Annotated in this window: 23 protein-coding genes; 13 read left to right on the top strand and 10 right to left on the bottom strand. The window is 67.8% G+C overall.

All coding sequences use genetic code 11. The annotated features are described in order from the left end of the window. Positions 1–23: 23 nt before the first annotated feature. The 6 genes from ACLJQ7_RS36765 to ACLJQ7_RS36790 all read left to right on the top strand — a co-directional run bounded on the left by ACLJQ7_RS36765 (position 24) and on the right by ACLJQ7_RS36790 (position 5,838). Positions 24–1,343 (top strand): acetyl-CoA carboxylase biotin carboxylase subunit family protein, encoded by a 1,320-nt coding sequence (locus ACLJQ7_RS36765; protein ID WP_410652781.1) that lies wholly within the window; start codon positions 24–26, stop codon positions 1,341–1,343. Between the two features lie 281 nt (positions 1,344–1,624). Then, positions 1,625–2,269, top strand: coding sequence for a DUF1524 domain-containing protein (locus ACLJQ7_RS36770; protein WP_410652782.1), 645 nt, complete (start codon positions 1,625–1,627; stop codon positions 2,267–2,269). A gap of 232 nt (positions 2,270–2,501) precedes the next feature. Continuing rightward, positions 2,502–3,095 carry an HDIG domain-containing metalloprotein gene (locus ACLJQ7_RS36775; RefSeq protein ID WP_410652783.1) on the top strand — a complete coding sequence of 198 codons (594 nt, stop codon included), beginning with the start codon at positions 2,502–2,504 and terminating at the stop codon, positions 3,093–3,095. 215 nt (positions 3,096–3,310) lie between these two features. After that, positions 3,311–4,102: a HEAT repeat domain-containing protein gene (locus tag ACLJQ7_RS36780; protein WP_410652784.1), complete on the top strand. Its 792-nt coding sequence runs from the start codon at positions 3,311–3,313 to the stop codon at positions 4,100–4,102. Between the two features lie 468 nt (positions 4,103–4,570). Beyond that, positions 4,571–5,395 carry an SAM-dependent methyltransferase gene (locus tag ACLJQ7_RS36785; protein ID WP_410652785.1) on the top strand — a complete coding sequence of 275 codons (825 nt, stop codon included), beginning with the start codon at positions 4,571–4,573 and terminating at the stop codon, positions 5,393–5,395. A 191-nt stretch (positions 5,396–5,586) separates the two neighbouring features. Beyond that, the gene (locus ACLJQ7_RS36790) at positions 5,587–5,838 is read left to right on the top strand and encodes a hypothetical protein (RefSeq protein ID WP_410652786.1); all 252 of its coding nucleotides are present in this window, start codon (positions 5,587–5,589) and stop codon (positions 5,836–5,838) included. Between the two features lie 19 nt (positions 5,839–5,857). Here ACLJQ7_RS36790 and ACLJQ7_RS36795 read toward each other — a convergent pair whose 3' ends face one another. The 9 genes from ACLJQ7_RS36795 to ACLJQ7_RS36835 form a co-directional block, all read right to left on the bottom strand. After that, a complete protein-coding gene (locus ACLJQ7_RS36795; protein ID WP_410652787.1) occupies positions 5,858–6,346 on the bottom strand; it encodes a hypothetical protein in 489 nt (162 codons plus the stop codon). A 188-nt stretch (positions 6,347–6,534) separates the two neighbouring features. Next, positions 6,535–7,008, bottom strand: a complete 474-nt coding sequence (locus ACLJQ7_RS36800) for a GNAT family N-acetyltransferase (protein ID WP_410652788.1) — start codon at positions 7,006–7,008, stop codon at positions 6,535–6,537. Between the two features lie 265 nt (positions 7,009–7,273). Then, the gene (locus ACLJQ7_RS36805; RefSeq protein ID WP_410652789.1) at positions 7,274–8,230 is read right to left on the bottom strand and encodes an NAD(P)H-dependent flavin oxidoreductase; all 957 of its coding nucleotides are present in this window, start codon (positions 8,228–8,230) and stop codon (positions 7,274–7,276) included. Beyond that, the gene (locus tag ACLJQ7_RS36810; RefSeq protein ID WP_410652790.1) at positions 8,227–9,834 is read right to left on the bottom strand and encodes an AMP-binding protein; all 1,608 of its coding nucleotides are present in this window, start codon (positions 9,832–9,834) and stop codon (positions 8,227–8,229) included. The genes ACLJQ7_RS36805 and ACLJQ7_RS36810 overlap by 4 nt, the downstream gene beginning before the upstream one ends. Beyond that, positions 9,834–10,622, bottom strand: a complete 789-nt coding sequence (locus ACLJQ7_RS36815) for an enoyl-CoA hydratase/isomerase family protein (RefSeq protein ID WP_410652791.1) — start codon at positions 10,620–10,622, stop codon at positions 9,834–9,836. Before ACLJQ7_RS36815 ends, ACLJQ7_RS36810 begins: the two co-directional genes overlap by 1 nt. Next, positions 10,619–11,818 (bottom strand): CaiB/BaiF CoA transferase family protein, encoded by a 1,200-nt coding sequence (locus ACLJQ7_RS36820; RefSeq protein WP_410652792.1) that lies wholly within the window; start codon positions 11,816–11,818, stop codon positions 10,619–10,621. Before ACLJQ7_RS36820 ends, ACLJQ7_RS36815 begins: the two co-directional genes overlap by 4 nt. A gap of 6 nt (positions 11,819–11,824) precedes the next feature. Further along, complete coding sequence (locus tag ACLJQ7_RS36825; RefSeq protein ID WP_410652793.1) at positions 11,825–12,574, bottom strand: enoyl-CoA hydratase/isomerase family protein; 750 nt, start codon at positions 12,572–12,574, stop codon at positions 11,825–11,827. Continuing rightward, on the bottom strand, positions 12,564–13,499 hold the full coding sequence (locus ACLJQ7_RS36830) for a hydroxymethylglutaryl-CoA lyase (RefSeq protein ID WP_410652794.1): 936 nt from the start codon (positions 13,497–13,499) through the stop codon (positions 12,564–12,566). The genes ACLJQ7_RS36825 and ACLJQ7_RS36830 overlap by 11 nt, the downstream gene beginning before the upstream one ends. Positions 13,500–13,572: 73 nt before the next feature. Next, positions 13,573–14,115 carry a MarR family winged helix-turn-helix transcriptional regulator gene (locus ACLJQ7_RS36835; protein ID WP_410652796.1) on the bottom strand — a complete coding sequence of 181 codons (543 nt, stop codon included), beginning with the start codon at positions 14,113–14,115 and terminating at the stop codon, positions 13,573–13,575. 156 nt (positions 14,116–14,271) lie between these two features. On the opposite strand from ACLJQ7_RS36835, the gene ACLJQ7_RS36840 reads away from it, so the two are divergent. Then, positions 14,272–15,714: an NAD-dependent succinate-semialdehyde dehydrogenase gene (locus tag ACLJQ7_RS36840; RefSeq protein WP_410652797.1), complete on the top strand. Its 1,443-nt coding sequence runs from the start codon at positions 14,272–14,274 to the stop codon at positions 15,712–15,714. 51 nt (positions 15,715–15,765) lie between these two features. Here ACLJQ7_RS36840 and ACLJQ7_RS36845 read toward each other — a convergent pair whose 3' ends face one another. Continuing rightward, the gene (locus ACLJQ7_RS36845; protein WP_410652798.1) at positions 15,766–16,704 is read right to left on the bottom strand and encodes an alpha/beta fold hydrolase; all 939 of its coding nucleotides are present in this window, start codon (positions 16,702–16,704) and stop codon (positions 15,766–15,768) included. Between the two features lie 340 nt (positions 16,705–17,044). Between ACLJQ7_RS36845 and ACLJQ7_RS36850 the strand changes: the two genes are divergently transcribed. The 6 genes from ACLJQ7_RS36850 (at position 17,045) to ACLJQ7_RS36875 (ending at position 23,121) form a co-directional block, all read left to right on the top strand. Then, the gene (locus ACLJQ7_RS36850; protein WP_410652799.1) at positions 17,045–18,304 is read left to right on the top strand and encodes an aspartate aminotransferase family protein; all 1,260 of its coding nucleotides are present in this window, start codon (positions 17,045–17,047) and stop codon (positions 18,302–18,304) included. A 129-nt stretch (positions 18,305–18,433) separates the two neighbouring features. Then, positions 18,434–19,369: an extracellular solute-binding protein gene (locus ACLJQ7_RS36855; protein WP_410652801.1), complete on the top strand. Its 936-nt coding sequence runs from the start codon at positions 18,434–18,436 to the stop codon at positions 19,367–19,369. Between the two features lie 5 nt (positions 19,370–19,374). After that, on the top strand, positions 19,375–20,271 hold the full coding sequence (locus tag ACLJQ7_RS36860) for an ABC transporter permease (protein ID WP_410652802.1): 897 nt from the start codon (positions 19,375–19,377) through the stop codon (positions 20,269–20,271). Continuing rightward, positions 20,264–21,073 carry an ABC transporter permease gene (locus ACLJQ7_RS36865; protein ID WP_410652803.1) on the top strand — a complete coding sequence of 270 codons (810 nt, stop codon included), beginning with the start codon at positions 20,264–20,266 and terminating at the stop codon, positions 21,071–21,073. The genes ACLJQ7_RS36860 and ACLJQ7_RS36865 overlap by 8 nt, the downstream gene beginning before the upstream one ends. Continuing rightward, the gene (locus ACLJQ7_RS36870) at positions 21,070–22,092 is read left to right on the top strand and encodes an ABC transporter ATP-binding protein (RefSeq protein WP_410652804.1); all 1,023 of its coding nucleotides are present in this window, start codon (positions 21,070–21,072) and stop codon (positions 22,090–22,092) included. Before ACLJQ7_RS36865 ends, ACLJQ7_RS36870 begins: the two co-directional genes overlap by 4 nt. Before the next feature lie 3 nt (positions 22,093–22,095). Next, on the top strand, positions 22,096–23,121 hold the full coding sequence (locus ACLJQ7_RS36875; RefSeq protein ID WP_410652806.1) for an extracellular solute-binding protein: 1,026 nt from the start codon (positions 22,096–22,098) through the stop codon (positions 23,119–23,121). The last annotated feature ends 12 nt before the right edge of the window (positions 23,122–23,133 follow it).

Genomic DNA, 23,133 nt, shown 5'->3' on the forward strand with positions numbered 1-23,133 from the left:
CCGCCGACCTGCGAGGAGGCAATATGACCCAGCGGACAGCCAAGCCCGGAGCCGTCATTCTCACCGGCTCTTTCCCGGTGATCCGGCGAAATCCGCTTTACCTCGGCGAGCTGACCCGGCGCGGCCTGCGGGTCCTGGTGATCACCGCCGAGTCCTATCGTGACCAGGCGACCGAGGCGATCGGCGACCCGGGCAACCCGGCGTCGCAGATCACCGAGATCGGCTACGTCTCAGGTGATTTCACCGTGCAGGGCGCCTTCCTGGCCGGGGCGATTGCGCAGGCCACCGCCTGGCGGGACAGGTACGACATCGTGGGCGCCTACGCCGTCGGCGACTACCTGGCCGAGCCGACCGGCCTGCTCTGCGACGCGCTCGGCGTCCCGTCACCCGGCCTGCGAGCGAGCCGCGCCTGCCGCAGCAAATTCCTTCAGCGCTGGTACGTCCCGGAACTGAGCCCACCGTCGCTGACGATTCCCGCTGGGGATCGCGAAACCGCGGACCTGTCCGGCATCAGCTATCCGGCGGTGATCAAACCCGCCGGCCGCTCGTCCAGCTCCGGCGTGGCGACGGTGCAGGACGAGACCGAGCTGCGGCGCCGCCTTCCCGATTACCCCGGCCACGAGGTCATCCTGATCGAGCAGAAAGTCGACGGCCCCGAGTACTCGGTGGAAAGCCTTGTACAGCAGGGAGAAATCGTCTTCGCCTCGGTCACCGGCAAGGAGACCACCGACGCACACGCCCGCACCTTCGTCGAACTCGCGCACAGTGTCCCGACCGCCGACGACGGCGTTCGCGACAGCGTGCTCACCGCGAACCGTGCCCTGCTCGGCGCGTTGGCGTTCGCCGACGGCATCGCGCATTCCGAATGGCGGGTCGGTCAGGACGGCGCGCCCAGACTGATGGAGATCGCCGGCCGAACACCCGGCGACGGACTCCTGGTGCTCTACCACCTGGCCACCGGAGCCCCGCTGGAACCGGAGATCATCCGCATCGCCCTCGGCGAACCGGCGTCGTACCCGCAGCCAGTCCGCTACGCGCGCCAGGTCTACCTCGAACACGAGACCGGAATCCTGGCCGACGTCACCGTCGAGTGGCCGGACGTGGACCCGGTCTGGATCGGCTCCAGCGGCGTGTGGCCGGACATCCTGCCCGGCACCCCGCAGGACGCCCCGACCCTGCGCGCGGTCCTGGTCCACCAGCCGCGAGGAACCGAACTGGTGCCTTTGGCCAGCTCCGACGACCGCTCGGTCAGCTTCATCATCGACGCGGCCACCCCCGGCGAACTGGACGAACTCGAGAAGACGGTGCGCACCGCAATCTCGATCGAGATCAAACCCGGCTGACCGCCTGCGGAAAACACCGTTCACGACGAGCCCTTGCTGGACACGCTCACTACCATCGCCGCCGATCACGCGAAACTCTCCGTCGGGCACACCCGCAGCCGGCTTGCCCTCACCAATCACCCGGACGCCGGGACAACGGCTGTTCTGTGATGCGGGTTGCGCTGTTCGCCGGTCCTGGTGGCGTTGTTGTTCCCGTTTACTGGTCAGAGCGACGCGACCGTTGAGGTAAAGGGTGGGACGTGGTTGGAGAGAGCCGGAACTTCCGCAGTGTGGTGGTGGGCGTGGCGGCCGCCGTGGCGATAGCGGTCTTGCTGATCGGGTGCGCGATTCCTCGCGAAACTCCTGCGAATCCGGGCGCTGACGGGGCTACCGCTTCGACGGTGCCGGCGATCCCGGTGGCTGAGGCACGAAAGCATCTCGACGAGTTGCCGGTCGCGGTGCGTGGGGTTCTGGATGGCTATGACCGGACCGAGAAATTCCCGACTTGGAGAACCCTGTCCAACAGTTGCGATGTCCGGGAAGAGGTGCTGAAACGCGACGGTGTCGACGTCGCCGTCAACGATGAGTGTGTTCCGGTGTCCGGAACCTGGCGCAGCCCCTACGACGGCCGGACGTGGACGAAAGCGTCCGATGTGGACGTGGATCACGTCGTACCGTTGGCTCAGGCGTGGGTCAGCGGCGCGAAGTCCTGGGACCAGGCCAGACGTGAGCAGTTCGCCAACGATCGGACCCTCCCGCAACTGCGGGTGATGACCGACAACCTCAACCAGGAAAAAGGCGACAAGGCCCCCGACCAGTGGAAACCACCTCTGGTGTCGTACTGGTGCGTCTACGCGACCGACTGGATCACCATCAAGCACGCGTACGCGCTGTCGATCACCGTGCCGGAACGGACAGCGCTGTCAAGCATGCTCGACAAGTGCTGACAGAGCGGTTGACGATGCCAGCCGACGCGCGTTCTGCGGTACGGCGTCGGCCGGGTCCGGCGGGGATACACCAGAAGTGTCACGGTGATTTCTCCCATGCTGCGGAGACCGCTCCGGCTTGGGACGGGGCCCTCGTCGCGATCGGCGGTTCCTGTCCAGAGCCTGCAGATCATGACGGAAGGGGCGTCCTTGCGGTGACCTGGTCGGTGGTCCCGGGGCTAGTGTGGTTGGGGTGACCGCTGAGCTGCTGCATCGTGCCATGACCGATCCCGGAGAGCTCGCTATGCGCACCCTGCCGGCCCGTGCCGCGCTTCTGCTTGAGAAGCTGCAGACCTCACCTCGACTGGTCGCGCACCTCCGCGCGGTTCACGACGTTGCCTGTCAGTTGACGGACTGGGTCCATCAGCACTATCCCGACGTGCGGTTCGACGGCGACGCGGTGGCGTTCGGCGCGGCCATTCACGACATCGGGAAAGCCGAACACCCCAACGAGTTGTCCGGGCCTGGCTCCGCTCATGAGCAGGCCGGATATCAGCTGTTACTGAAGCTGGGGGTCGAGGAGGATTTGGCCCGTTTCGCCCGCACGCACGCATCGTGGACCGCGGTCGGGGTCAGTGTGGAAGACCTGCTGGTCAGCCTTGCCGACAAGGTGTGGAAGGCCAAGCGCGTGCCAGATCTGGAGGAGTTGATCACAACGCGCTTGGCAGCTTCTAGCGGTCAGCAGCCGTGGGAAGTATTCATGGCACTGGATGACGTGCTTGACCGGATCGCGGCTGACGCGGACGGCCGACTGGCCTTTCAAGCGAGCTATCCGGTCGCGGCGTGACTCGCTTCCGCCACGGTCGTGGCCCGCGGGCTCCAGTACGTCGGCAACGGCTACCACGCGACCCGGGCGAGGTCGATCATCTTCTACCGTGTATTTTCCTGGAGATGTCTTCAAAGAGCCAACGTAGTCGCGAACTCGTGGGGCATGCCAGGAATTAAATGGATTAAGTATACTGGGTATGGCGTGGGTTGTTTGTGGGGAATGAGGTTCGGATAATGACCGAACCGTTCGGCTCGAGCGCATTGAGCGACGAAGCGGAGGCGATCTTCGTCGAGCTGCGCCGCGAACCGGTCGACGCCGAATACGTCCGTAGCCTCGTCGCCGGTACCAGTGTCACACTCGACGAAAGTCTCGCCGCGGTCATCCAGGCTGCGGCGAGACACCACGAGGCGGCCGCTCTGGCAAGCAGAATCCTCGTCGAGCGCGACCCAAATCGAAGTCCGGACTTCCTTCCTGATTTCATTCGACCAGTCACCCTGGCCAGGAGCAAAGGGGCAAAAGGCCTCGCGCGCTTCACCGAATTCTTTTTGGGCGAGCCGCCGCCCTCCGCCTTCCAATTCGGGTATTCGCGCCTGCGGAGCGTGGACGCACTCGGTGACTACACGCGAATGGCCAAACACCGCTTCTCGTCACTTCGATACGGTGCGATGCTCGGCCTCGCCGATACCGCCGACCTGGCCGCTCTCGATCCCCTCGCACGCGGACTCGACGATCGCTCGCCGCGCGTCCGTGAGGCTGCGGCGAATGCCGTGCGCCGCCTTCGCCATGCGGGGCCGGTGAAGGACATTCTCGCTCATCAAGTACATCAAAAGCTCATACAGGCGCTATCCGACAGGAGCGCCGAAGTCCGAATCGCGGCAGCGCGCGCACTCGGCGCCCTGGGCGACCACGACGCACTTCGAAAACACAGCCACGCCCTGCGCGGCGAACAGACTGAGCTTGACCAAATCCTCAACAACCGAATCCCCCCGCTCGACAAAATCTGGCCCCTCGATGACACGACCTGACCCCTTTCCGCGACCACGGCCGTAGTCAGCGCCAGACCGAAGCGCGCCCACGTGACGTGCTGCACGGTTCGAATGCCGCGATCCTGTATGCGGCACGACGTGGGCTGTAGCGCTACATGCACGCCTCATTGGCGCTGTCGGGCTGGTGCAGCACTCCTGCTCGCCCGTCACATCGACGACACCGCCTTTCTCGGGCACACCCTGCGCATGCACGGTAACGAACTCCGCAAAGCCGAACGGCTTCCCGCCGCCATCGCCCGTCTCGACCACGCCACCACACCAGAAGACCCGCGGCACCGGTGGCCGCGGAGTACGCGGCCGAATGGAGGTAGCTCGGCGCGAACGGCCCACACGCACGTGATCCGTCCTCACAGCGACGATTCGGACATCGAGGCCCGACCGCCGGACCGGGTAATGTGCCGCTACTGATGCACCTTCTGCGAGAAGACTCTGGGGTACACGATGAGCATGGATGACACCGCACGGGTAGCCGCGTCGGTGGACAAGGTCTCGGTGGGGCGGGTGTATGACTACCTGCTCGGCGGCACGCACAACTACGCCGTCGACCAGAATTTCGCTGAGAAGCAGCTCGCGGTGCTGCCGGAGATCCGGGACTTCGCCCGCGCGAACCGCGCGTTCCTGGGCCGCGCTGTCCGCTTCATGGTCGACCAGGGGATCCGGCAGTTCGTGGACATCGGCTCCGGTCTGCCGACACAGGGCAACGTGCATGAGGTCGCCGACGAGGTGGCGCCGGGTGAATGCCGGGTCGTCTACATCGACAACGAGCCGATCGCCCAGGCGCACGCGCAGATTCTGCTTGAGGAAACCGCAGACCCGAACCGGCACGCGGCGCTGGACGCCGACTTTTTCGACCGGCGTTTGCTGTGGGACCGCGTGCTCGACACCGGTCTGATCGACGGGACCCAGCCGATCGGGCTGCTGCTGGTCGCTCTGCTGCATTTCATGCCCGACGACCAGAGCCCGCACGCCGCACTCGGTTTCCACCGCACGATGCTTCCCCCGGGCAGTTTCCTGGCTGTTTCCCATATCCACGTCGAACCCGAGGATGTCGAGACGCAGAACGCGGGCAAGAAGGTAGCGCAGGAGTACGGCCGGCGGACCAACCACGCCGCGATCATGCGGTCGCGGGAACAGATCGGCGAGTTCTTCGGGGACCTGGAGCTGGTCGAGCCCGGGCTGGTGTGGCTGCCCCAATGGCGCCCCGACAGCCCGAACCCGGTCAAGGATGCGGCACGGTCGCGCGGTCTGGCTGGAGTGGCCCGCACCCCCTGAGTACTCGCTCTCGGCCCGGTCTGGGCCAGCTCAGGAATGAGGGTGATCGTGTCAGGGGCGAGGCCTGTTTCTTCGGTCAGTTCGCGCAGGGCCGCGCTGGGAGGTCGTTTTGCTCTGCCGATCGCCATGTCCGATGGAAAGACGGATAGTGGAACGGTCGGGGTCGGGTCGAACGCTAGGATGGAGCGAGGATGAACAACGATGCCACGGACCGCGCCGCGTACCTGGCGTTCGTTCGACAGCACCACCCGGATCGTGGAGGTGACGTCGATACCTTCGTCGCCGGCCTGGCCGAATTCCGTGCGGCGAACGGCCGGAGCAGTGGGGCGCAGGACCGCTTCGACGCACCGATCGTCGTGGTCGTTCGCAAACGGGGCCTGAAGGCCGTCGCGCGCCACCTCCGTCAATGGCGGAAGCGGCGCCGTCACACCCGAGTCCGGTAGCACCACCACGCGTGAGGGGTCAGCGCACCACCCGGCGGTAACGCACTGCCCGGCGCGGCCCGGGCAGGGCGAGCCGTCGGATCAGATAGGTGAGCACACCGGCGATGACCAGCCAACCCAAAGCGGCCAAACCGTCATTGACCAAGACCTCGAGCTTCGCGTTGCCCGGAGCGAAAAGCCCGCGCAGGCCCAGCGATACGCCGGCCGACCAGCTTTCGATGAACGCCGCGAACCCGTTGGCGGGGTTGGCCTCGCCGATGACGAGCACGATGTGCAAGGCGAGTATCACGGCGAAGAACCCGCATACGACGTTGATCACGGTGCACACCACACTCACGACCCGAGCCCGCCGTCGCCGCGGGTCGACCACGCCGTCCTCCACGACGGTCTCCGGAGCCCGCCGTTGCGGGTATTCCGGTGCGGCGGGGGCAGGCGGCGGGTCCGCGGGATGCAGATCCAGGCGGGTGGGGTCCTCGGTGCGTCTCGCGTTCCTGTCCGGCATGTTCATGACACAGCACCTCCAAGGCAGGCACGGCCGATGTCGCTGTCCGTAGAGCGCCGTGCGTGGTTGTCGAAATCGCCGTCGGTCAAGCGCGATCAGTGTAGGTCCGCGACGCCGACGGCGCCGAACTCTCGCGCGTTGGTCTGTGGACGGGTGGGTCTCTGAATTGATCGGCCCCTGGCACCTGCAGCAGCTCAGAGGAGTTGTTCGTACACGGCGCGGTGTTTGCCGGGGCCTTTGTAGTGGGAGATGACGGAGATGCCGTTGATGGTGGTGTCGCCGGTGATGTTGGTGAAGCCGAGGCGGGTCCAGGTGGTGTGGGCGGTGCTGTTGCCGGGTTCGGAGGTGAGGTAAAGGCGGCGTGCACCGAAGGTGCGGCCGCGGTCTCGGATGTGGCTGAGGAGTGCGGAGGTGATGCCTGTGCGCCGGTGTTCGGGGTGGGTGATGACGTCCTGCAGGTAGAGGTCGTCGGGGGTGTCTTGGCTACGGAAGGCCATGATCGCGCCGGCGAGTTGGTGTCCGACCCGGGCGAGGGGGCAGGTGCTGGAGAAGAGGGTGGCGTAGAGCCAGTAGTCGGAGGGGGTTCGGGGGCTGATGTAGGGGGCTCCGAGTTGCATGAGGGCGATGACGTCGGGGATGTCGTTCTGGTGCAGGGGAGCGATGTTCATCGGTGCCTTTCGGTACGGCGGACGAGGTCGACGAGATGTGTGGCCGCGGTGGCGGGGGTCCAGGGCGTCGATGACGCTGCGGCCGACGATGAGGATGTCCCAGTCCGGGCTGGGGGCCGTCCGCTTCCCCGGACACGGTGCTCGCCACCACGAAACCGCTGTTCCACCAGACAGGAATCTAGGTCGTCGTGTGGGAATCTTCGGGCATCGTCGACGTCCCCGGGCGGCTGTCGCGCCACTGGGTCATCGAGCCGTGCAGGTACCGCTACTCCGGTTGAGGCAGGCGGCCGAGGGTCGCGGCGTACTCTTCGGCGAGCAGGCGGACGATCTGACCGGCGGGGAGGATCGAGTCGATCAGTCCGGCAGACTGGCCTGCCTCGACCTTGCCGTGCACCACGTCGCCCTCGTGTGCGGCCATGCGCAGCGTCGACCTGGTGAACTCGGCACGCCGGGCTTCCAGGTCGGCGCCGTTCTCCTCGAGCTTGACCATCCGCTCGACGAATTCGTTGGCCAGTGCACGGACCGGACCGAGATCACGCCCGACCAGGCGGGTGCCGTCGATACCTGCCCGCAGCACCGACTCCTGATACGCCCGGTGCACGTTCGCCTCCGCACTGAGGAGGAAGCGCGTGCCGAACTGCACAGCGCCGGCCCCGAGGGCCAGAGCGGCGGCCAAGCCCGCGCCGTCGGCGAAGCCACCGGAGGCGATCACCGGCAACTGCGGCACCGCCGCAGCGACCGCGCGGACGACGACCAAAGTGGACACCTGGTTCGGCGCCGGATGTCCACCGGCCTCGGCACCGACGACCACCAGCCCGTCGACACCGGCCTCGGCGGCCTTCACCGCGTGCTCGACACCGGTGACCACGTGCAAGCAGATCGTGCCCACATCCCGGAATCGTGACAGATAGCGTCGCGGACCGCCTTGGGACGCGATCAACACCCGCGGCCGCCGGGCCACCAGCAGGTCCATGACCTCGTCGGCGCCGCGCCGGTACAGCGGCAGGTTCACCGCGAACGGCCGGTCCGTGCCGTGTTCCACCTCGTCGAGGACGCGGCTGAGGTCGGGTAGCCGCATCGGACCGGCCGCCACCACGCCGAGCCCGCCCGCCGAGGACACCGCCAACGGCAAAGCCGAAGCGGACGATGCCCACGACATCCCGGCCTGCACGATGGGCAGATCGATGCCGAGCAGGTCGGTGGCCGGTGTGCGGATCTTCATTTCCCGGCCTCCAACAGCTTCACCGCGTGCTCGGCCAAGGGTTGTTTGCGCACCTTCGAGCTCTCGGTCATGCCGAACTGCTCGAATCCGTCGACCAGGTGGACCTGCCGCGGGATCTTGAACCCGGCCAGCCGCGACTTGACCCAGCCGATCAGTTCGATCGGTGTGGCGGTGCAGCCGTAGTTGAGGACCACGAACGCGAACGGCACTTCGACCAGCCGGTCGTCTGGCACGCCGACCACTACCGCTTGACGGATCTTCGGATGCTGGTGCAGCATGTTCTCCACCTCGGCCGGTGCCACATTCTCGCCGCCGACGCGGATGATGTCCTTGAGCCTGCCAGCGAACTCCAGCCTGCCGTTCTCGTCCAGTCGGCCGAGGTCGCCGGTGTGCAGCCAGCCGTCGGGGTCCAACGCCGCCGCCGTGTCCTCGGGCAGGCCGAGGTACCCGCGCATGACGTTCCAGCCGCGCACCACGATTTCACCGTCGACGTCCGCCGGGCAGTCCACGCCGGAGGAGACGTCCCGGATGCGGACCTCGACACCGGGCTGGGGCAGCATGAGAGCCGCCGACCGGACCTCGTCGGGTTCCCACCACGCCGACTGGGCCACGTTCGGTGAAGCTTCGGAAAGCCCATACCCAACAACGCATTCCCGCGCGCCGAGTTCGTCGATCACCCGCCGCACGACCGACGGCGACGCGGCCAGCCAGGCACCGCGCAGCACCAGACTCCGATGCGGTCGGTCCGGGTGGTTGAGCAACATCAAGGCGATCGTGTCGTTTCCGGAGAAGTGCGTGCACCGCTCGGCCTCGAACAGCCGCAGGGCCTCGCCGGCCTCGAACTTCTCCATCGCCACCACGGTCGCCACGTGCTGCAGGCACGCCAGGATGGACAGCGTCGTCCCGGCGACGTGGAAGAACGGCCGCGCGGTGTGGAACCGGTCGCCGGTGCGCAAACCGACCCGGCCGCCGGAGAAGAAGCCGTTCGCGCACATGTTCCGGTGTGTCAGCAACACGCCCTTGGGATAGGATGTGGTGCCTGACGTGTACTGGACCAGCAGCACGTCGTCGGGGGAGCAGGTGGCCGGAACCGGTTCGGTGGCCGCGGCGAGAAACTCGTCCCACGTACCGGCCGCCGCGGGTACGTGGTCGCCGATCACGACGACGCGGCGCAGGTCGGGCAAACCGGGATCGGGCAGGCCGGTGTCGACCGAAGGACAGGCTTCACGCAGGATCCCGGCCAGGCCGGCGGTCAGTACCGAGTCGGCCAGGAACAACACGCTGACCTTGGATTGACGCAGGACGTAGCCGAGTTCCGCGGATTTGAGCCGGGTGTTGATCGGCACGGTCACCGCGCCGAGCGAGCTGATCGCCAAGAACAACGCCACCCACCGCGGCCCGTTGCCCACGCAGACACCGACGTGGTCACCGTGCCGCACGCTCGCGCCCGCGAGAGCCGACCGGAGACGGGCCACCTCGGCAGCCAATTCCGCGTACGTGATCCGGCTGTGCGCGGTCACCACGGCTTCCACGTCGGGCGCGATGGTCACGGCGCGCCGCAGCGCCTCGTCCGTGGTGAGTGGACAGATCCCAGTCAGCTCCATCAGGCCTCCCGATCCTTTTCAGCCGCCTTGACGGAGTCGGTGAAGTCCGCCACGCCCCTCCGCCACCCGCCTTCCGCGAGGTTGCGCTCGATCGCGGCCATCTCGATCCTGATGCCGCGGTCCAAGTCCGTCTCCGCGCCCAGGTCGACCGCTTGTTTGGTCAAAGCCATCGACAGCGGGGGAGCCTTGGTGATCTCCGCCGCCACCGTCCTCCCCGCCGCGTCCAGTTCCGTCGGTTCGACCAGTCGCGCCACCAAACCGACCCGATGCGCTTCGGTGGCGGCCATCGTCCGGTTGGTGAACAGCAGTTCCTTGGCCCGGTGACGGCCGATCACGCGCTGCAGCCGTTGCGTGGCGCCGACCGTACCCCAGTGCGGTTCCGGGAAGCGGAACGTCGTGTCGGTGGAGGCGACGACGAAGTCGCAGCTCATCGCGATCTCTCCGCCGGAACCGACCACGGCGCCGTGCACCAGCGCCACCACCGGTTTGGCGCATCGCTCGATCGCCTCGTAGGCGGCGAAGGACGCCTGCCGCCTGCGGCGCACCCAGGCCGAGTCCCTCCCGGTGCGCTCCTTGAGGTCCGCTCCCGCGCAGAACGCCGGCCCCCTGGCCCGCAGCACCACCACCCGCACGTCCTCGGCGGAGTCGAGATGTTCGAATGTGTCCCGCAGGGCAAGGCACATCGCCAGGTTGAGGCCATTGCGGGCCTCCGGCCGGTTGAGCACGACGGTCGCCACTCCGTCGACGACGTCCAGCAGCACCTCGGTGCCGATGTCGAATCGTGTCACCCGATCGCCCCTTCCTGCCGCAACGCGTCGATCTCGTCATCGCTCAGCCCCAGCCGGTCCCGCAGCACGCCGCCGGTGTCCGCACCCAGTTTCGGCGGAGTCCCGACGGGCAACGCACCATATTCCTCCACATCGGACATCCGAAGTGGAGTGCGCAACGCCGGGAACGTACCGGCCACCGGATGCTCGAAGCCGCCGACCATCCCGCGCGCCACCGTGTTCTCGTCGGCGAGGACTTCCCTCACCGTGTTCACCTCACCGACCGGCACACCGGCCGCCCGTAGAGCCGTCGCCAGCTCGGCGCGCGGTCGCCGGGCGAACGCGGCGGTCAGTGCGGACATCACCCACTCCCGCCGCGCCAATCGGCCGGCGTTGTGCCGCAAATCCATGTCCTCGGCCAGATCGGGCACCTCCACCGTTTCGCACAGCGGTAGCCAGTGCTGGTCACTACAACTGATGTGGAGCCATTTGCCGTCAGCACAACCGAACGCGGCCGAGGGCACCCGGCCGGGATGCTCGGTGCCGGTGCGGCGCGGGTCCTCGTCCAAGGCGAACAACCGGGCCGCGGCAAGGGCGAGCAGGCTGACCTGGACATCCATCATCGACAAGTCAAGGTGCCTCCCCGCGCCGGTGCCGCCACGGCCGACCAGGCCGGTGAGCACGGCGATCGCGATCCACAGCCCGGAGGTGAGGTCGGCGACGGGAACACCGGCCTTGGCGGGCGGCGAGTCCGGATGCCCGGTCAGCGCCATCAGCCCGGACAACGCCTGGAACACGGTGTCATACCCTTTGCGGTCGGAATACGGCCCGTGCTGCCCGAAACCGGTGCAGGACACGTACACCAAACCGGGATTGGCCGCCGACAACTGCGAGTAACCAAGGCCGAGACGGTCCATCGCGCCGGGGAGGAAATTCTCCACCACGACGTCCGCGGTCGCGGCCAAACCGGCGGCCAGGCGCCGGCCGCTGTCGGTCTTCAGATCGATGACCACCGACCGTTTGCCGCGGTTGAACGCGAAGTAGTAGGCGCTTTCGCCGCTGGGCAGCACGGGCTGCATGAGCCGTGACTCGTCGCCGGATCCCGGCCGCTCCACTTTGATCACGTCCGCGCCCAGTTCGGCGAGGACCTGAGTGGCCATCGGGCCGGCGAGCACCCGGGAGAAGTCGAGAACAGTGATACCGGACAAGGGAAGCACGCGTCATCAGCCCCGAAAACCACGCATGATCGCGTTGACGTCCTGCCCGGCCCGCATGGCCTGGTCCACCGGCAGGTCGGCGACACGGTAGAACAAGTCCTTGGTGGCGGCCATCGCCGCTGGGGACGGTTCGCTCCACTTGGCGGCGATCTCGATCCCGGCGCCGAGCGCTTCGTCACGCCCGACGCACCGGTTGGCCAGGCCGAGCCGGACGAGGTCCGCGGCGCCGAGCAGTTTGCCGTGGCTGATCATCTCGAACGCGAGTTTGCGGCCGATCTGGCGTTGCAGCCCGGTCATCACGATGGCGGGCACCAGGGAATGCTTCAGTTCGGGATAGCCGAATTTCACGTCTTCGGTCACCACCATCATGTCGCAGCCGATCGCCAGCCCCGCGCCGCCGCCGAGTGCCGCGCCCCAGACCACCGAGACGATCGGTTTGTTCAGCCGCTGCGGCAGAAGCTGGCTGCGGGCGGTCAGCTCCGCGCGGCGCACCACGGCGTCCTGGTGATCCGGGGTCAGCCCGGCGAACTCCGTGATGTCGGCGCCGGCGCAGAAACTGCGACCCTCGCCGGCGAGCACCACCGCGCGAACCGAGTCGGACGCGTCCGCGTCGAGCAATTCGTCCAGCAGGGCCGTGGTCAACTCGGTGTTGAGGGCGTTGTGCTTGTCCGGCCGGTTGAGCCGGATCACCCGGACCGGGCCGTGGTCCTCCCGCAATACCACTTCCTGGCGCACGATGGTCTCCTCAGCTGTCATGGGTGGCTCCCGAACCGAGCCCGGCACGCGCGACCATGCTGTGCAGTGGACGGCCGAGCACCTCCTCGCACCGGGCGGACGCGGCCATCAGCAGATCGAGGTCCAAGCCGGTGCCGACGCCCATGGCCTCGAACATGGCGACCAGGTCTTCGGTGCAGGTGTTGCCGGTCAGGCCACTGCCGTACCCGATCCGCGCCGGATGCCCTCCCACGCCACCGAACGCGCTGTCGAAGTACCGGCAGCCGGCGTCCAACGCCGCGACGCAGTTGGCGAGTGCCGTTCCCCGGGTGTCGTGGAAATGCGCCACGGCGGGCACGTCCGGGAATTCCTTGGCCAGCCGGGCGAACAGCGGCCCGACCGTGGTCGGTACGCCCAGGCCCGTGGTGTCGCCGACGGTCACCAGCGAAACGCCGAGTTCGGCGAACCGGCCGAAGTCGTCCACCACCCGCCCGGGATCCACGTGGCCCTCGAACGGGCATCCCAGCGCCATCGAGATGACGCCGACCAAGGTGAACCGGCCGCCGGTCAGGCGCACCATCTCCTCGACGTTCTCCCACTGCCGAGCGCGGGTGGTCCGCAGATTGCGCTCGGTGTGGCTCTCGGTCGCCGAGACGAGCAGGCTCAGCTCGTCGGCGCCGTTCCCCGCGTCCAGATCGGCCAGTGCCCGGTGGACGGCGCGCGGATTGGGACAGGTCGCCTTGAAGGAGACCCCCGTTCCGCGCGGCAACCGGGCCAGCAGGTCGCTGGCGTCGCGGAACGCGGGCACGCGGTCCGGGTGGCTGTAACTGGTCGCCTCGACGCGGCGGAAGCCTGCCGCGACGAACGCGCCGATGGCGGACAGCTTGGTGTCCGTAGGGACGAAATCCGGCTCGTGCTGCAACCCGTCGCGGGCGAAGCACTCGCAGATCGTGACACGGTCGGCCATCGGCCGCACCTCCTGACGACAACGATGGTGCGAGCGTGTCAGAAGGGTGTTGATAATGTCAACAGTGAGCCGGTTATCGCTCCTCGGCGCGTTCGAGTGCTCTGGCGAGTGTGCCGAGCTTGGCGAGTGCCGAGTCCAGAACCTGGCGCTCCTGGTCGGTGAGGCAGACGAGGAATGCCTCGTCGCGCTCGTTGGCCGCGCTGATCAGGCCGCGATAGAGCGCGGCACCCTTGCGGGTCAGGGTGAGTTGCGTGGTCCGCCCGGCGCCCAGTTCGCGCAGCACCAGGCCGCGGTCGCTGAGCTTGGCGACCACTCGGCTCATCTGCGCCTTGTCCAGTGCGGCCAGTCGGGCCAGCTTGTTGAGCGTCAGCGGGGCGTCCGCGCCGAGTAGCGCGATGGTCCGCCATTCGCCGAGGCTGACGTCGAATTCGCGCCGGTAGCGCAGTGCGGCGCTGCGGGACATCGCGTTGGCCACCCGGCTGAGCCGGTAGGACAGCAGGCCGTGGATCGGCAGCCGGTCCGACGGTCGCGACCGGGCCCGTTCCGGAAGGGCCTGCTCCGTGTCGGCCCGCTCCGGCGGGTCGGGGTCCGGCGAGGCGTTTGACGTGGACTTCATGTCGTGCACTGTAGGCGTTCGACGCCGGTCCGTGTTCGCCGACCGGCGGCGGTTCCGAGGAAATCCCGAGCTGGGTTCATCTGTTGACAATAACAACAGTGCGGCGGCATGATGCGGCCAAGGCCGGAAACGGCGTGATCGACGAAGGGTTGGGCGATGTCGGCGGACTCCGGGGCGACCTTGCTGATCGACGGGCAATGGCGGCAGGGCAGTGCATCCTTCGAGGTCCTGGACCCGGCGACGCTGGAACCGGTCGGCCGGGTGGCCGACGGCACCGCGGAAGACGCGCGAGCCGCGCTGGACGCGGCCTGCGCGGCGTTCGACACCTGGCGTGCCGTCACCGTGGAGGAACGCGGCGGCTACCTTCGCCGGGCCGCGGCCGCGATCCGCACCGGGCTCGAGACCCTGGCGCCGCTGCTGACGAGTGAGAACGGCAAGCCACTCGCCGAGGCGCGTGGTGAACTTCTCGGCTGCGCGCGCATGCTGGAGTGGAGCGCGGAGGAGGCGCGCCGGGCGGGCGGGCGAATTCTGCCGTCCGCGCCGAACGGTCCCGGCCTGGTGGTGACGGCTCCGGTCGGACCGGCGCTGGCCATCACGCCGTGGAACTTCCCGGCGAGCATGCTCGTCCGCAAGGTCGGCCTGGCACTGGCGGCGGGTTCGCCGCTCGTGGTCAAGCCGGCTGAGCAGACGCCGTTGATCGCCACCGAGCTGGTGCGCGTCCTGCAGGACACCGGCCTGCCCGCCGGAGTGCTCCAATCGATCACGACCTCCCGGCCCGCCGAGGTCGCGGGAGCGCTGCTGGCCGACCCGCGTTTGCGGAAAGTGAGCTTCACCGGCTCCACCGAGGTCGGTCTCAGCCTGCTCCGCGGCATCACCACGCACCTGCGGCGCACCTCTCTGGAACTGGGCGGGCACTCGCCCGCGATCGTCTTCGCCGACGCCGACCTGCCCGCCGCGGCGGCGGGTGTGGTGGCGGCGAAGTTCGCCAACGCCGGACAGAGCTGCATCGCGATCAACCGGTTGTTCGTCCACCGGTCCGTCCACGACGAACTGCTCGCCTTGATCGACGAGAAGGTCGCGAGCCTGCGCCTCGGCCGCGGAGCCGCCGAGGGCACCACCGTCGGCCCGCTGATCGACCACACCGCGCTGGACAAGGTCGAACGGCACGTGGAAGACGCCGTGAACGGCGGCGCGGAGGTCCGTGCCGGAGGCAAGCGGTGGTCCGGCCCTGCGGAGCTGAAAGGCGCTTTCTACGAGCCGACCGTCCTCACGGGAGTCCGCGACGACATGCTCATCAGCCGGGAGGAAACCTTCGGGCCGGTGCTGCCGGTGTACACGTTCGACACCGACGAGGAAGCCGTGCGCCGCGCGAACGCGACCGACTACGGGCTCGCCGCGTACCTGTTCGGCAAGGACCTGGCCCGGCTCTGGACCGCGATGGATCGGCTCCACTTCGGCGTCATCGGCCTGAACGACCCGGCTCCGGTCCGCCCGGAACTGCCCTTCGGCGGCATGCACAACAGCGGCCAGGAACGGGAAGGTGGCGCCGAGGGCATCGAGGCGTTCCTGGAGACGAAGTCGGTCGCGATCAAGCTCTGAGAACATGTGCTCGCCTCCCCGGTTCCCGGCGAGGCGAGCACATGTTCCCACTCACCGGCAGATCTCGTGCGGGAACCGCCCGCCGGACAGGAACTTCAGCACGTCACGGTTGAACTCGCCGGGCCGCTCCCAACCCGCCGAGTGCCCGACCTTGCGGTAGATGATCGAGCTGCTGTCCGGCAGATGTGCCGTGATCATTCGCAGGATCGGCGGCGGTAGATAAAGGTCCGCGTCCCCGCCGATCAGCAGCGTGCGCACCTTCAAGGTCTCCAGTCGTGCCCAGCTGATCGGCTGGGACAGCTGTTGGCTCTCGACGTCGTGCCCACCCAGCGATTTGTCCGAGATCGCCAGCCACTCGCGGGCGCCCGCTTCATTGGCGGCCCGGTAGTACGGGCTGAGCTCCAGGAAGTCGTGCCGCATGTCCGAGAAGCCCGGCGGCCGCAGCCATTCGGTCACCCGCAGGTACTCGGGATCCGAGATGCCCATGAAGCTGCTCACGATCACCAGGCTGAGCAACCGTTCCGGGTGCGACAAGGCATAGTCCGTGGCGTAGTAGCCGCCCAGTGCCGCGCCGAGCAGGTGGAACCGCCGCAGGCCCAGGTGATCGGCCAGCGCGTGCAGGTCGTCGGCGCCGACACCCGGATCGCCCGGTTCGGGCATCGAGGAGTTGTAGTGCCCACGCCGCGAATAGGCGATCACCCGGTATCCGGCCTTGGCGAACACGGGCTGCTGGTAGGGCCAGGACAACGCGCTGCCGCTGCCCGGATGCACCAGTACGACGGCGGGGCCGTGGCCGCCGGTGTCCCAGAACCACAACCGCGCGCCGGGCACGTCCAGGAAACCTTCCCTGGCGGGCACGGGGGCCGGGATGGGCTCGGGCTGTAGCGATCCGCATGGTGCGGCGCCGGCGACCGCCGGCGTGGCAGCGGGCAGCGCGACGGCCGCGGTCGCGGCAGCCAGTATCGCCCCGCGTCTGCTCAACCGATTCATGGAAGCTCCTCGCAGCTCAAGGGAGGTCTGTCCACCGTGGAGGGCAGGGCCGCGTTTCGGGTGGACGGCGATGGCGCCGAGCGTGACAGACGCCTGTTGATAGTGTCAACAGCTGACTTCAGCGCGGCGCTGCCGGGGCGTTTTCACGCCGGATCCACGGCCTGCGGCGTACGGCCGGGAACTGGCGTTCGAGCTTCCTCTCCTGGCGGAGGCGAGAAACGGGGCAGTGTCACGGTTCAGGTGTTGACAATGACAACAGCGGGAGTGAGACTAAGCCGCCAGAGCCGCGGTGAGAGCGGCGGCCGAAGCGTTCACGATCAAGTTGTGAGGGACGGCGGGCATGACCACACTCGAAGCGATGGACATGGGCGGCATCATCCACCCGCACACGACGATCGGCGCCCCGGACCTTCCGGTGATCTTCGACCGGGGTGAGGGCGCGATGCTCTGGGACGTACAGGGCAAGGCTTATCTGGACGGAACGTGCGGCCTGTGGCAATGCCCGGTCGGCCACGGCCGCAAGGAACTGGCCGCCGTGGCGGCCGCCCAGATCGAGCGGCTGGAGTTCTACTCCTCGTTCAACGACTACTCCAACGAACCGGCCATCCGGCTGGCCGACCGGCTGCTGAAGCTCGCACCCGCCGGGATCGAGCGCGTGTTCTTCACCAACGGCGGCTCCGAGGGCAACGAGACCGCGATCAAACTGGCTCGGCTGGCGCAGTACAACGCCGGGTGTCCACAGCGGACGGTGATCCTGGCCAGGACCGCCGGATACCACGGCATGGGCGGCGGATCACTCGCCGCCACCGGCATCGACCGGCTCCGCACCGGATTCGGGCCGTTGCTGCCGGACGTGGAGTTCCTCGGTAAGCCTCACCGCCTCGACCACGACACCGACACGCTGATCGCCGAGCTGGAGAACAAGATCGCCGAGCTGGGTGCGGACCGCATCGCCGCGTTCATCGGCGAGCCGGTGCTCGGCGTCGGCGGCATGGTCCCGCCGCCAGCGGACTACTGGCCCCGCGTCCAGGAAGTCCTGCGCCGCCACGACATCCTGTTGATCCTGGACGAGATCGTGACCGGATTCGGCCGCGTCGGCCACTGGTTCGCCGCCCAGTACTACGGGATCGAACCGGACATGATCGTCACCGCCAAGGGCCTGTCCAGCGGATACATCCCGATGGGCGCGGTCCTGATCGGCAGGCGCGTGCTGGACCTGGCCGATGGCGCCCTGTTCTCGCACGGTTTCACCTACAACGGCCACCCGGTCGGCGCCGCCGTCGCACTGGCCAATCTGGACATCCTCGAACGCGAAGGCCTGCTGGAACGCGCCAAGACGGTCGGCGCCCGCGTCATGGACGGACTCGCACCGCTGGCCGGGCTCGATCACGTCCGCGAGGTGCGGGGCGTCGGCCTGATGCTCGGCATCGAGCTCGACCGCGACGCCGCGAGCGTGCAGGCCGGAGCACGAACGGACGGGGTGATCATCCGTGCCGCGGGCAGCAACATCGTCATCTCGCCGCCGTTGGTCATCACCGACGAGCAAGCCGACACCCTGGTCGATGTCGTGTCCACCCACGTGCGGGCAGCCGGGAACTGATCAGAAGAGTCAACGCCGACTTCGGAGGTCGCCGTGCGCCGTATCAGAACAACCGGTTGCCTGGCACTGGTCCTGCTCCTCGCGACCGCGTGTGGCGGGAGCGGGCCGGCTGAACCGTCACTCACGTTCGTGTCCACCGGAAGCTCCTTTCAGGACAACCAGAAGATCGCGTGGCAGCAGCCGTACACCGACCGGACCGGGACGAAGTTCCGCAACGACGGCCCAGTGGACGAGGCCAAGCTGCGCACCATGGTCGAGGCGGGCAACGTCACCTGGGACGTGGTCGACACCAGCGCCGCCGCCGCCGAGCAGTACTGCGGGAAGTACGTCGAGAAGCTGGACTTCTCCGTGATCGACCGCTCCGCGTTCCGGCCGGAGACGGTCAGCGAATGCGGCGTCCCCGCGTTCTACTACGGCATCCTTTTCATGTACGACACCAGGAAGTTCACCGGCACGAAACCCACGACGATCGCGGACTTCTTCGATCCGGTGCGCTTTCCCGGCCGCAGGATCGTGCCGCCGGACGTCGCGACCGGCCTGCTGGAGTACGCGCTGCTGGCCGACGGCGTACCCGCCGCGCGGCTGTACCCGTTGGACGTCGAACGCGCCCTGCGCAAGCTCGACGTGATCAAGCCGATCACCACGTTCGCCAAGACCTACGGACAGATGCAGCAGTCCATGGTGGACGGTCAAGTCGACTTGGCGCTCGTTTCGACGGCACGGGCCTACCAGACGCTCAAGGCGGGTGCGCCGTTCGAGACGGTGTGGGACAAGACCATGGTGAACTGGAACGACCTCGTCGTGCCCAAAGGCTCACCGAACCGCGAGCAGGCCATGAAGTTCATCGCGTTCGCCAGCAAACCGGAGCAGGCGGTGAAGTTCTCCGAACTCGCCTCGGTCCAGTCGGCGCACCAGAACGCCACGCCGAAGCTCGACGACGTCCAGCGCCGCATCGACGCGTTCTCGCCGGAGCACGAACACACGGTGGTGCTCGGGAACGCGAAGTGGTGGGCACAGAACTTCGACGCGGTGACCGCGCGGTTCAGCAAATGGCTGGCGGGATGACGCCGATGACTCAGACCATGCCGGACACCCTGCCCGACACCGGGCCGGCGGACGTGCCGCCGAGGCGCCACCGCCGGCCGGTGGCGGGATGGATCCTGCTGCCCGCGATCGCGGTGCTGCTGGTGTTCTTCTTCTACCCGCTCGCCATCATCGTGTGGCGCAGTTTCACCGAACCGACGGTCGGGCTGGACAACTACTCCGCCTTGTTCACCGACGGCGTCTCGATCACCGTGCTCCTGCGCACGCTGCGGACCGCGTTGATCGTCGGCTTGACGACGCTGGTCATCGCGTACCCGTACGCCTACGCGATGACCCGGGTCTCCCACCGCATGCGGGCGGTGCTCACCGTGCTGGTGCTGCTGCCGTTCTGGACGTCGGTGATGGCCCGCAACTTCGCCTGGTATCTGCTCGAGCAGCGCGGCGGGCTGATCGACCGGTTCTTCTCCGCGATCGGCATCGACGGCGTGGTGCTGCTGGGCAGCGTCACCGGCGTGACCGTGGCGATGGTCCAGGTGATGCTGCCGTTCATGGTGCTGCCGCTGTACAGCACCATGAACACCATCGACCTGAAGCTGATGGACGCGGCCACCAGCCTGGGAGCTTCGAGGCCGAAGTCCTTCGCCCGGATCTACCTCCCGCTGTCGCTGCCGGGCGTGGTGTCCGGCTTCAGCCTGGTGTTCATCGTGACGCTCGGGTTCTTCGTCACGCCCGCGCTGCTGGGCAGCCCGCAGCAGTCACTGGTGTCCCAGGTGATCGAGACCAGGGTCGGTGATCTGCTCGACTTCCCCGGCGCGGGCGCGCTGGGCACGGTGCTGCTGGTCGTGACCCTCGTCGTGCTGTTCGCGGTCAGGCGGATCGCCCGTCCCGCGACCGCGTTGAACCAGGCGGTGGACCGTGCCTAGGACGAAACCGGGCAGCGCGAAACGGAAGATCGGCTGGGGCCTGCGGCTGTGGGTCGTCGCGGTCGCCGTGCTGCTGCTCGCTCCCACGCTCGTCGTCATCCCGATGAGCCTCGGCGCCGGCCGGACGTTCGAGTTTCCGCCGAAGGAATGGTCACTGCGCTGGTACGAGGAGTTCTTCTCCTCCACGCAGTGGATGGACTCCGTGCTCACGTCGGTCCAGGCCGCGGTGCTGACGGCCGTGCTCGCCACGGTCATCGGCGTGGCCGCCGCGATCGGGCTGGACCGGGGCCGGTTCCCTGGCCGGGAAATGCTGCGCTCGGCCATGATGGCGCCGATGATCGTGCCCGGGATCGTGGTCGCGATCGCCATCTACGCCACGTTCCTGCGCTGGCATCTCAACGGCACACTCATCGGTTTCGTCCTGGCGCACACCGTGCTGGCGGTGCCGTTCGTGGTCACCTCCGTGTCGGCCAGCCTCGCTGGATACGACCGCACGGTCGAGACAGCCGCCGCCAGCCTCGGCGCGTCCGGCTGGACCATCGTCCACCGGATCACCCTGCCGCTGCTGGCACCGGGCATCGCCTCCGGCTTCGTGTTCGCGTTCGTCACCTCCTTCGACGAAGTGGTGATCGCGCTGTTCCTGCAGACACCGGACACCCGCACCTTGCCGGTCCAGATGTACGACTCGATCACGCTGGAGATCGACCCGACCATCGCCGCGGCGTCCAGCCTGATCGTCGTGGTCACCACCGCGGCACTGCTGCTGCCCCAACTCATCCGCCGACGCCGGAGCGACGCATGAATCCTTCCGTAAGCCACGGCATCCGGATCTCCGGAGTGTCCAAAGTGTTCACCGGGCTGCCCCGTCCCGCGGTCGACGACGTCTCGCTGGACATCGCGCCGGGCGAGTTCATGACCTTCCTCGGACCGTCGGGTTCCGGCAAGACCACCACACTGTCGATGATCGCCGGTTTCGTCCCGCTGACCAGCGGTTCGATCTGCGTCGACGGCAAGGACATCAGCGGCCTCAAACCGCACAAGCGCGACCTCGGCGTGGTGTTCCAGCAGTACGCGCTGTTCCCGCACCTGACCGTGGCCAAGAACGTGGCGTTCCCGCTGCAGCAACGCGCGGTGTCCAAGCCGGAGATCCGCACACGCGTCGAGCAGGCGCTGACACTGGTCGGGCTGTCCGACTGCGCCGACCGGCTGCCTCGCCAGCTCTCCGGCGGCCAGCAGCAACGCGTCGCGCTGGCGCGTGCCGTGGTGTACCAGCCCCGCGCGCTGCTGATGGACGAACCTCTCGGCGCGCTGGACAAGAAGCTGCGCGACCAGCTGCGCAGGGAGATCGCCCGGATGCACCGGGAGCTGGGCATGACGTTCCTGTTCGTCACCCACGACCAGGAGGAGGCGCTGACCCTGTCCGACCGGATCGCCGTGTTCAACAACGGCAAGGTCGAACAGGTCGGCACACCCACTGATCTGTACGAGCGACCATCGACGTTGTTCGTGGCCAGGTTCCTCGGCGAGTCCAATGTGTTCACCGAAGACGGTGACGACCACGAGCGGGCGATCCTGGTCCGGCCGGAGCGGCTGGACCTGCACCCCGGGCCGGACAGCGTGCCGGCCGGGCATCAACGCCGCAAAGCCGTGATCACCGAGGTCGTCTATGTCGGCAACCACCACCGGATCGGGCTGCGCTTCGACGACGGCACCGAAGGATCCGCGATGCGGCCGGCCGGGTCCTCGCTGCCCGCCGCGCCCGGCGAACCGGTGATCACCAGCTGGAGTCCGAGTCACCAGACCAGCGTTCAAGGAGGATGAATCGTGCGACGACTGGGATTGGTGGCCGTTGCCGCCCTGCTGCTGGCGTCGTGCGGCACCGGTGGAGACGGCGAGTCGCTGACGTTCGTGTCGTACGGCAAAGGGGCGTACCAGGACGGGCAGCAGAAGGCGTTCTTGGAGCCGTACCAGAAGGAAACCGGCGTCAAGGTGGTGCTGGACGGCCCGTCGGACAACGCCAAACTCCGCGCCATGGTGGAAGCGGGCCGGGTCACCTGGGATGTCGTCGACACGGACGCGTTCCTGGCACGCGAGCACTGTGGAACACTGCTGGAGAAGATCGACGTCGGCCCGCTGAAGGACAGCTTCCCGGCCGGGACCTTGTCCGACTGCGGTGTGCCCGCGGCCTTTTTCGGCCTGGTGCTGATGTACAACGAGAAGACGTACGGCGCCGACCCGCCCACCGGCCTCGCGGATTTCTTCGACCCGGGGAAGTTCCCCGGCAAACGTGTCGTGTACGCCAAGGATCCGTCCACCGGTCAGCTGGAAGCCGCACTGCTCGCCGACGGCGTGCCCGTCGACCGGCTGTATCCGCTGGACATGGACCGCGCGCTGCGGACGTACGGCAGGATCCGCGGCGACCTGACACTCGCCCAGACCTACGGCCAGCAACAGCAGGTCATGGTGGACAACCAGGCCGACATGGCGCTGATCGTCAGCGCACGCGCCTACTCCACGCTGAAAGCCGGTGGCACGCAGTGGAAACGCGTTCCCGCCAAGGTCCCGGTGACCTGGGACGTCTTCGTGGTGCCGAAAGGCAGCCAGCGCAAGGAAAAGGCACAGGAACTGATCAAGTACGCCTCCGGCCCGGAACAGGGCGCGAAGTTCGCCGAACTGTCCGGCGCGGGTGCCGCCAACACCCGAGCCGCAGCGGGCCTGAACGACCTCCAACGGCAGATCGACGTGCTCAGCCCCGAACGCGCGGCCGACACGGTGTTCATCGACGCGGACTGGTGGACCGGCAACTACACCCGGGTCGTCCAGGCGTGGACGACATGGCAAACCGGCTGAGCCGAAAGGAGA

Source organism: Amycolatopsis sp. cmx-4-54 (genome assembly GCF_046548895.1).
In the GTDB taxonomy this organism is placed as follows: Bacteria; Actinomycetota; Actinomycetes; order Mycobacteriales; family Pseudonocardiaceae; genus Amycolatopsis.

Bases quoted from the DNA above. Each gene is read 5' to 3' on its own strand.
- ACLJQ7_RS36765 (WP_410652781.1), top strand. From the start codon at position 24: ATGACCCAGCGGACAGCCAAGCCCGGAGCCGTCATTCTCACCGGCTCT.
- ACLJQ7_RS36780 (WP_410652784.1), top strand. From the start codon at position 3,311: ATGACCGAACCGTTCGGCTCGAGCGCATTGAGCGACGAAGCGGAGGCG.
- ACLJQ7_RS36785 (WP_410652785.1), top strand. From the start codon at position 4,571: ATGGATGACACCGCACGGGTAGCCGCGTCGGTGGACAAGGTCTCGGTG.
- ACLJQ7_RS36790 (WP_410652786.1), top strand. From the start codon at position 5,587: ATGAACAACGATGCCACGGACCGCGCCGCGTACCTGGCGTTCGTTCGA.
- ACLJQ7_RS36795 (WP_410652787.1), bottom strand. From the start codon at position 6,346: ATGAACATGCCGGACAGGAACGCGAGACGCACCGAGGACCCCACCCGC.
- ACLJQ7_RS36800 (WP_410652788.1), bottom strand. From the start codon at position 7,008: ATGAACATCGCTCCCCTGCACCAGAACGACATCCCCGACGTCATCGCC.
- ACLJQ7_RS36805 (WP_410652789.1), bottom strand. From the start codon at position 8,230: ATGAAGATCCGCACACCGGCCACCGACCTGCTCGGCATCGATCTGCCC.
- ACLJQ7_RS36810 (WP_410652790.1), bottom strand. From the start codon at position 9,834: ATGGAGCTGACTGGGATCTGTCCACTCACCACGGACGAGGCGCTGCGG.
- ACLJQ7_RS36825 (WP_410652793.1), bottom strand. From the start codon at position 12,574: ATGACAGCTGAGGAGACCATCGTGCGCCAGGAAGTGGTATTGCGGGAG.
- ACLJQ7_RS36830 (WP_410652794.1), bottom strand. From the start codon at position 13,499: ATGGCCGACCGTGTCACGATCTGCGAGTGCTTCGCCCGCGACGGGTTG.
- ACLJQ7_RS36835 (WP_410652796.1), bottom strand. From the start codon at position 14,115: ATGAAGTCCACGTCAAACGCCTCGCCGGACCCCGACCCGCCGGAGCGG.
- ACLJQ7_RS36840 (WP_410652797.1), top strand. From the start codon at position 14,272: ATGTCGGCGGACTCCGGGGCGACCTTGCTGATCGACGGGCAATGGCGG.
- ACLJQ7_RS36845 (WP_410652798.1), bottom strand. From the start codon at position 16,704: ATGAATCGGTTGAGCAGACGCGGGGCGATACTGGCTGCCGCGACCGCG.
- ACLJQ7_RS36850 (WP_410652799.1), top strand. From the start codon at position 17,045: ATGACCACACTCGAAGCGATGGACATGGGCGGCATCATCCACCCGCAC.
- ACLJQ7_RS36860 (WP_410652802.1), top strand. From the start codon at position 19,375: ATGACTCAGACCATGCCGGACACCCTGCCCGACACCGGGCCGGCGGAC.
- ACLJQ7_RS36870 (WP_410652804.1), top strand. From the start codon at position 21,070: ATGAATCCTTCCGTAAGCCACGGCATCCGGATCTCCGGAGTGTCCAAA.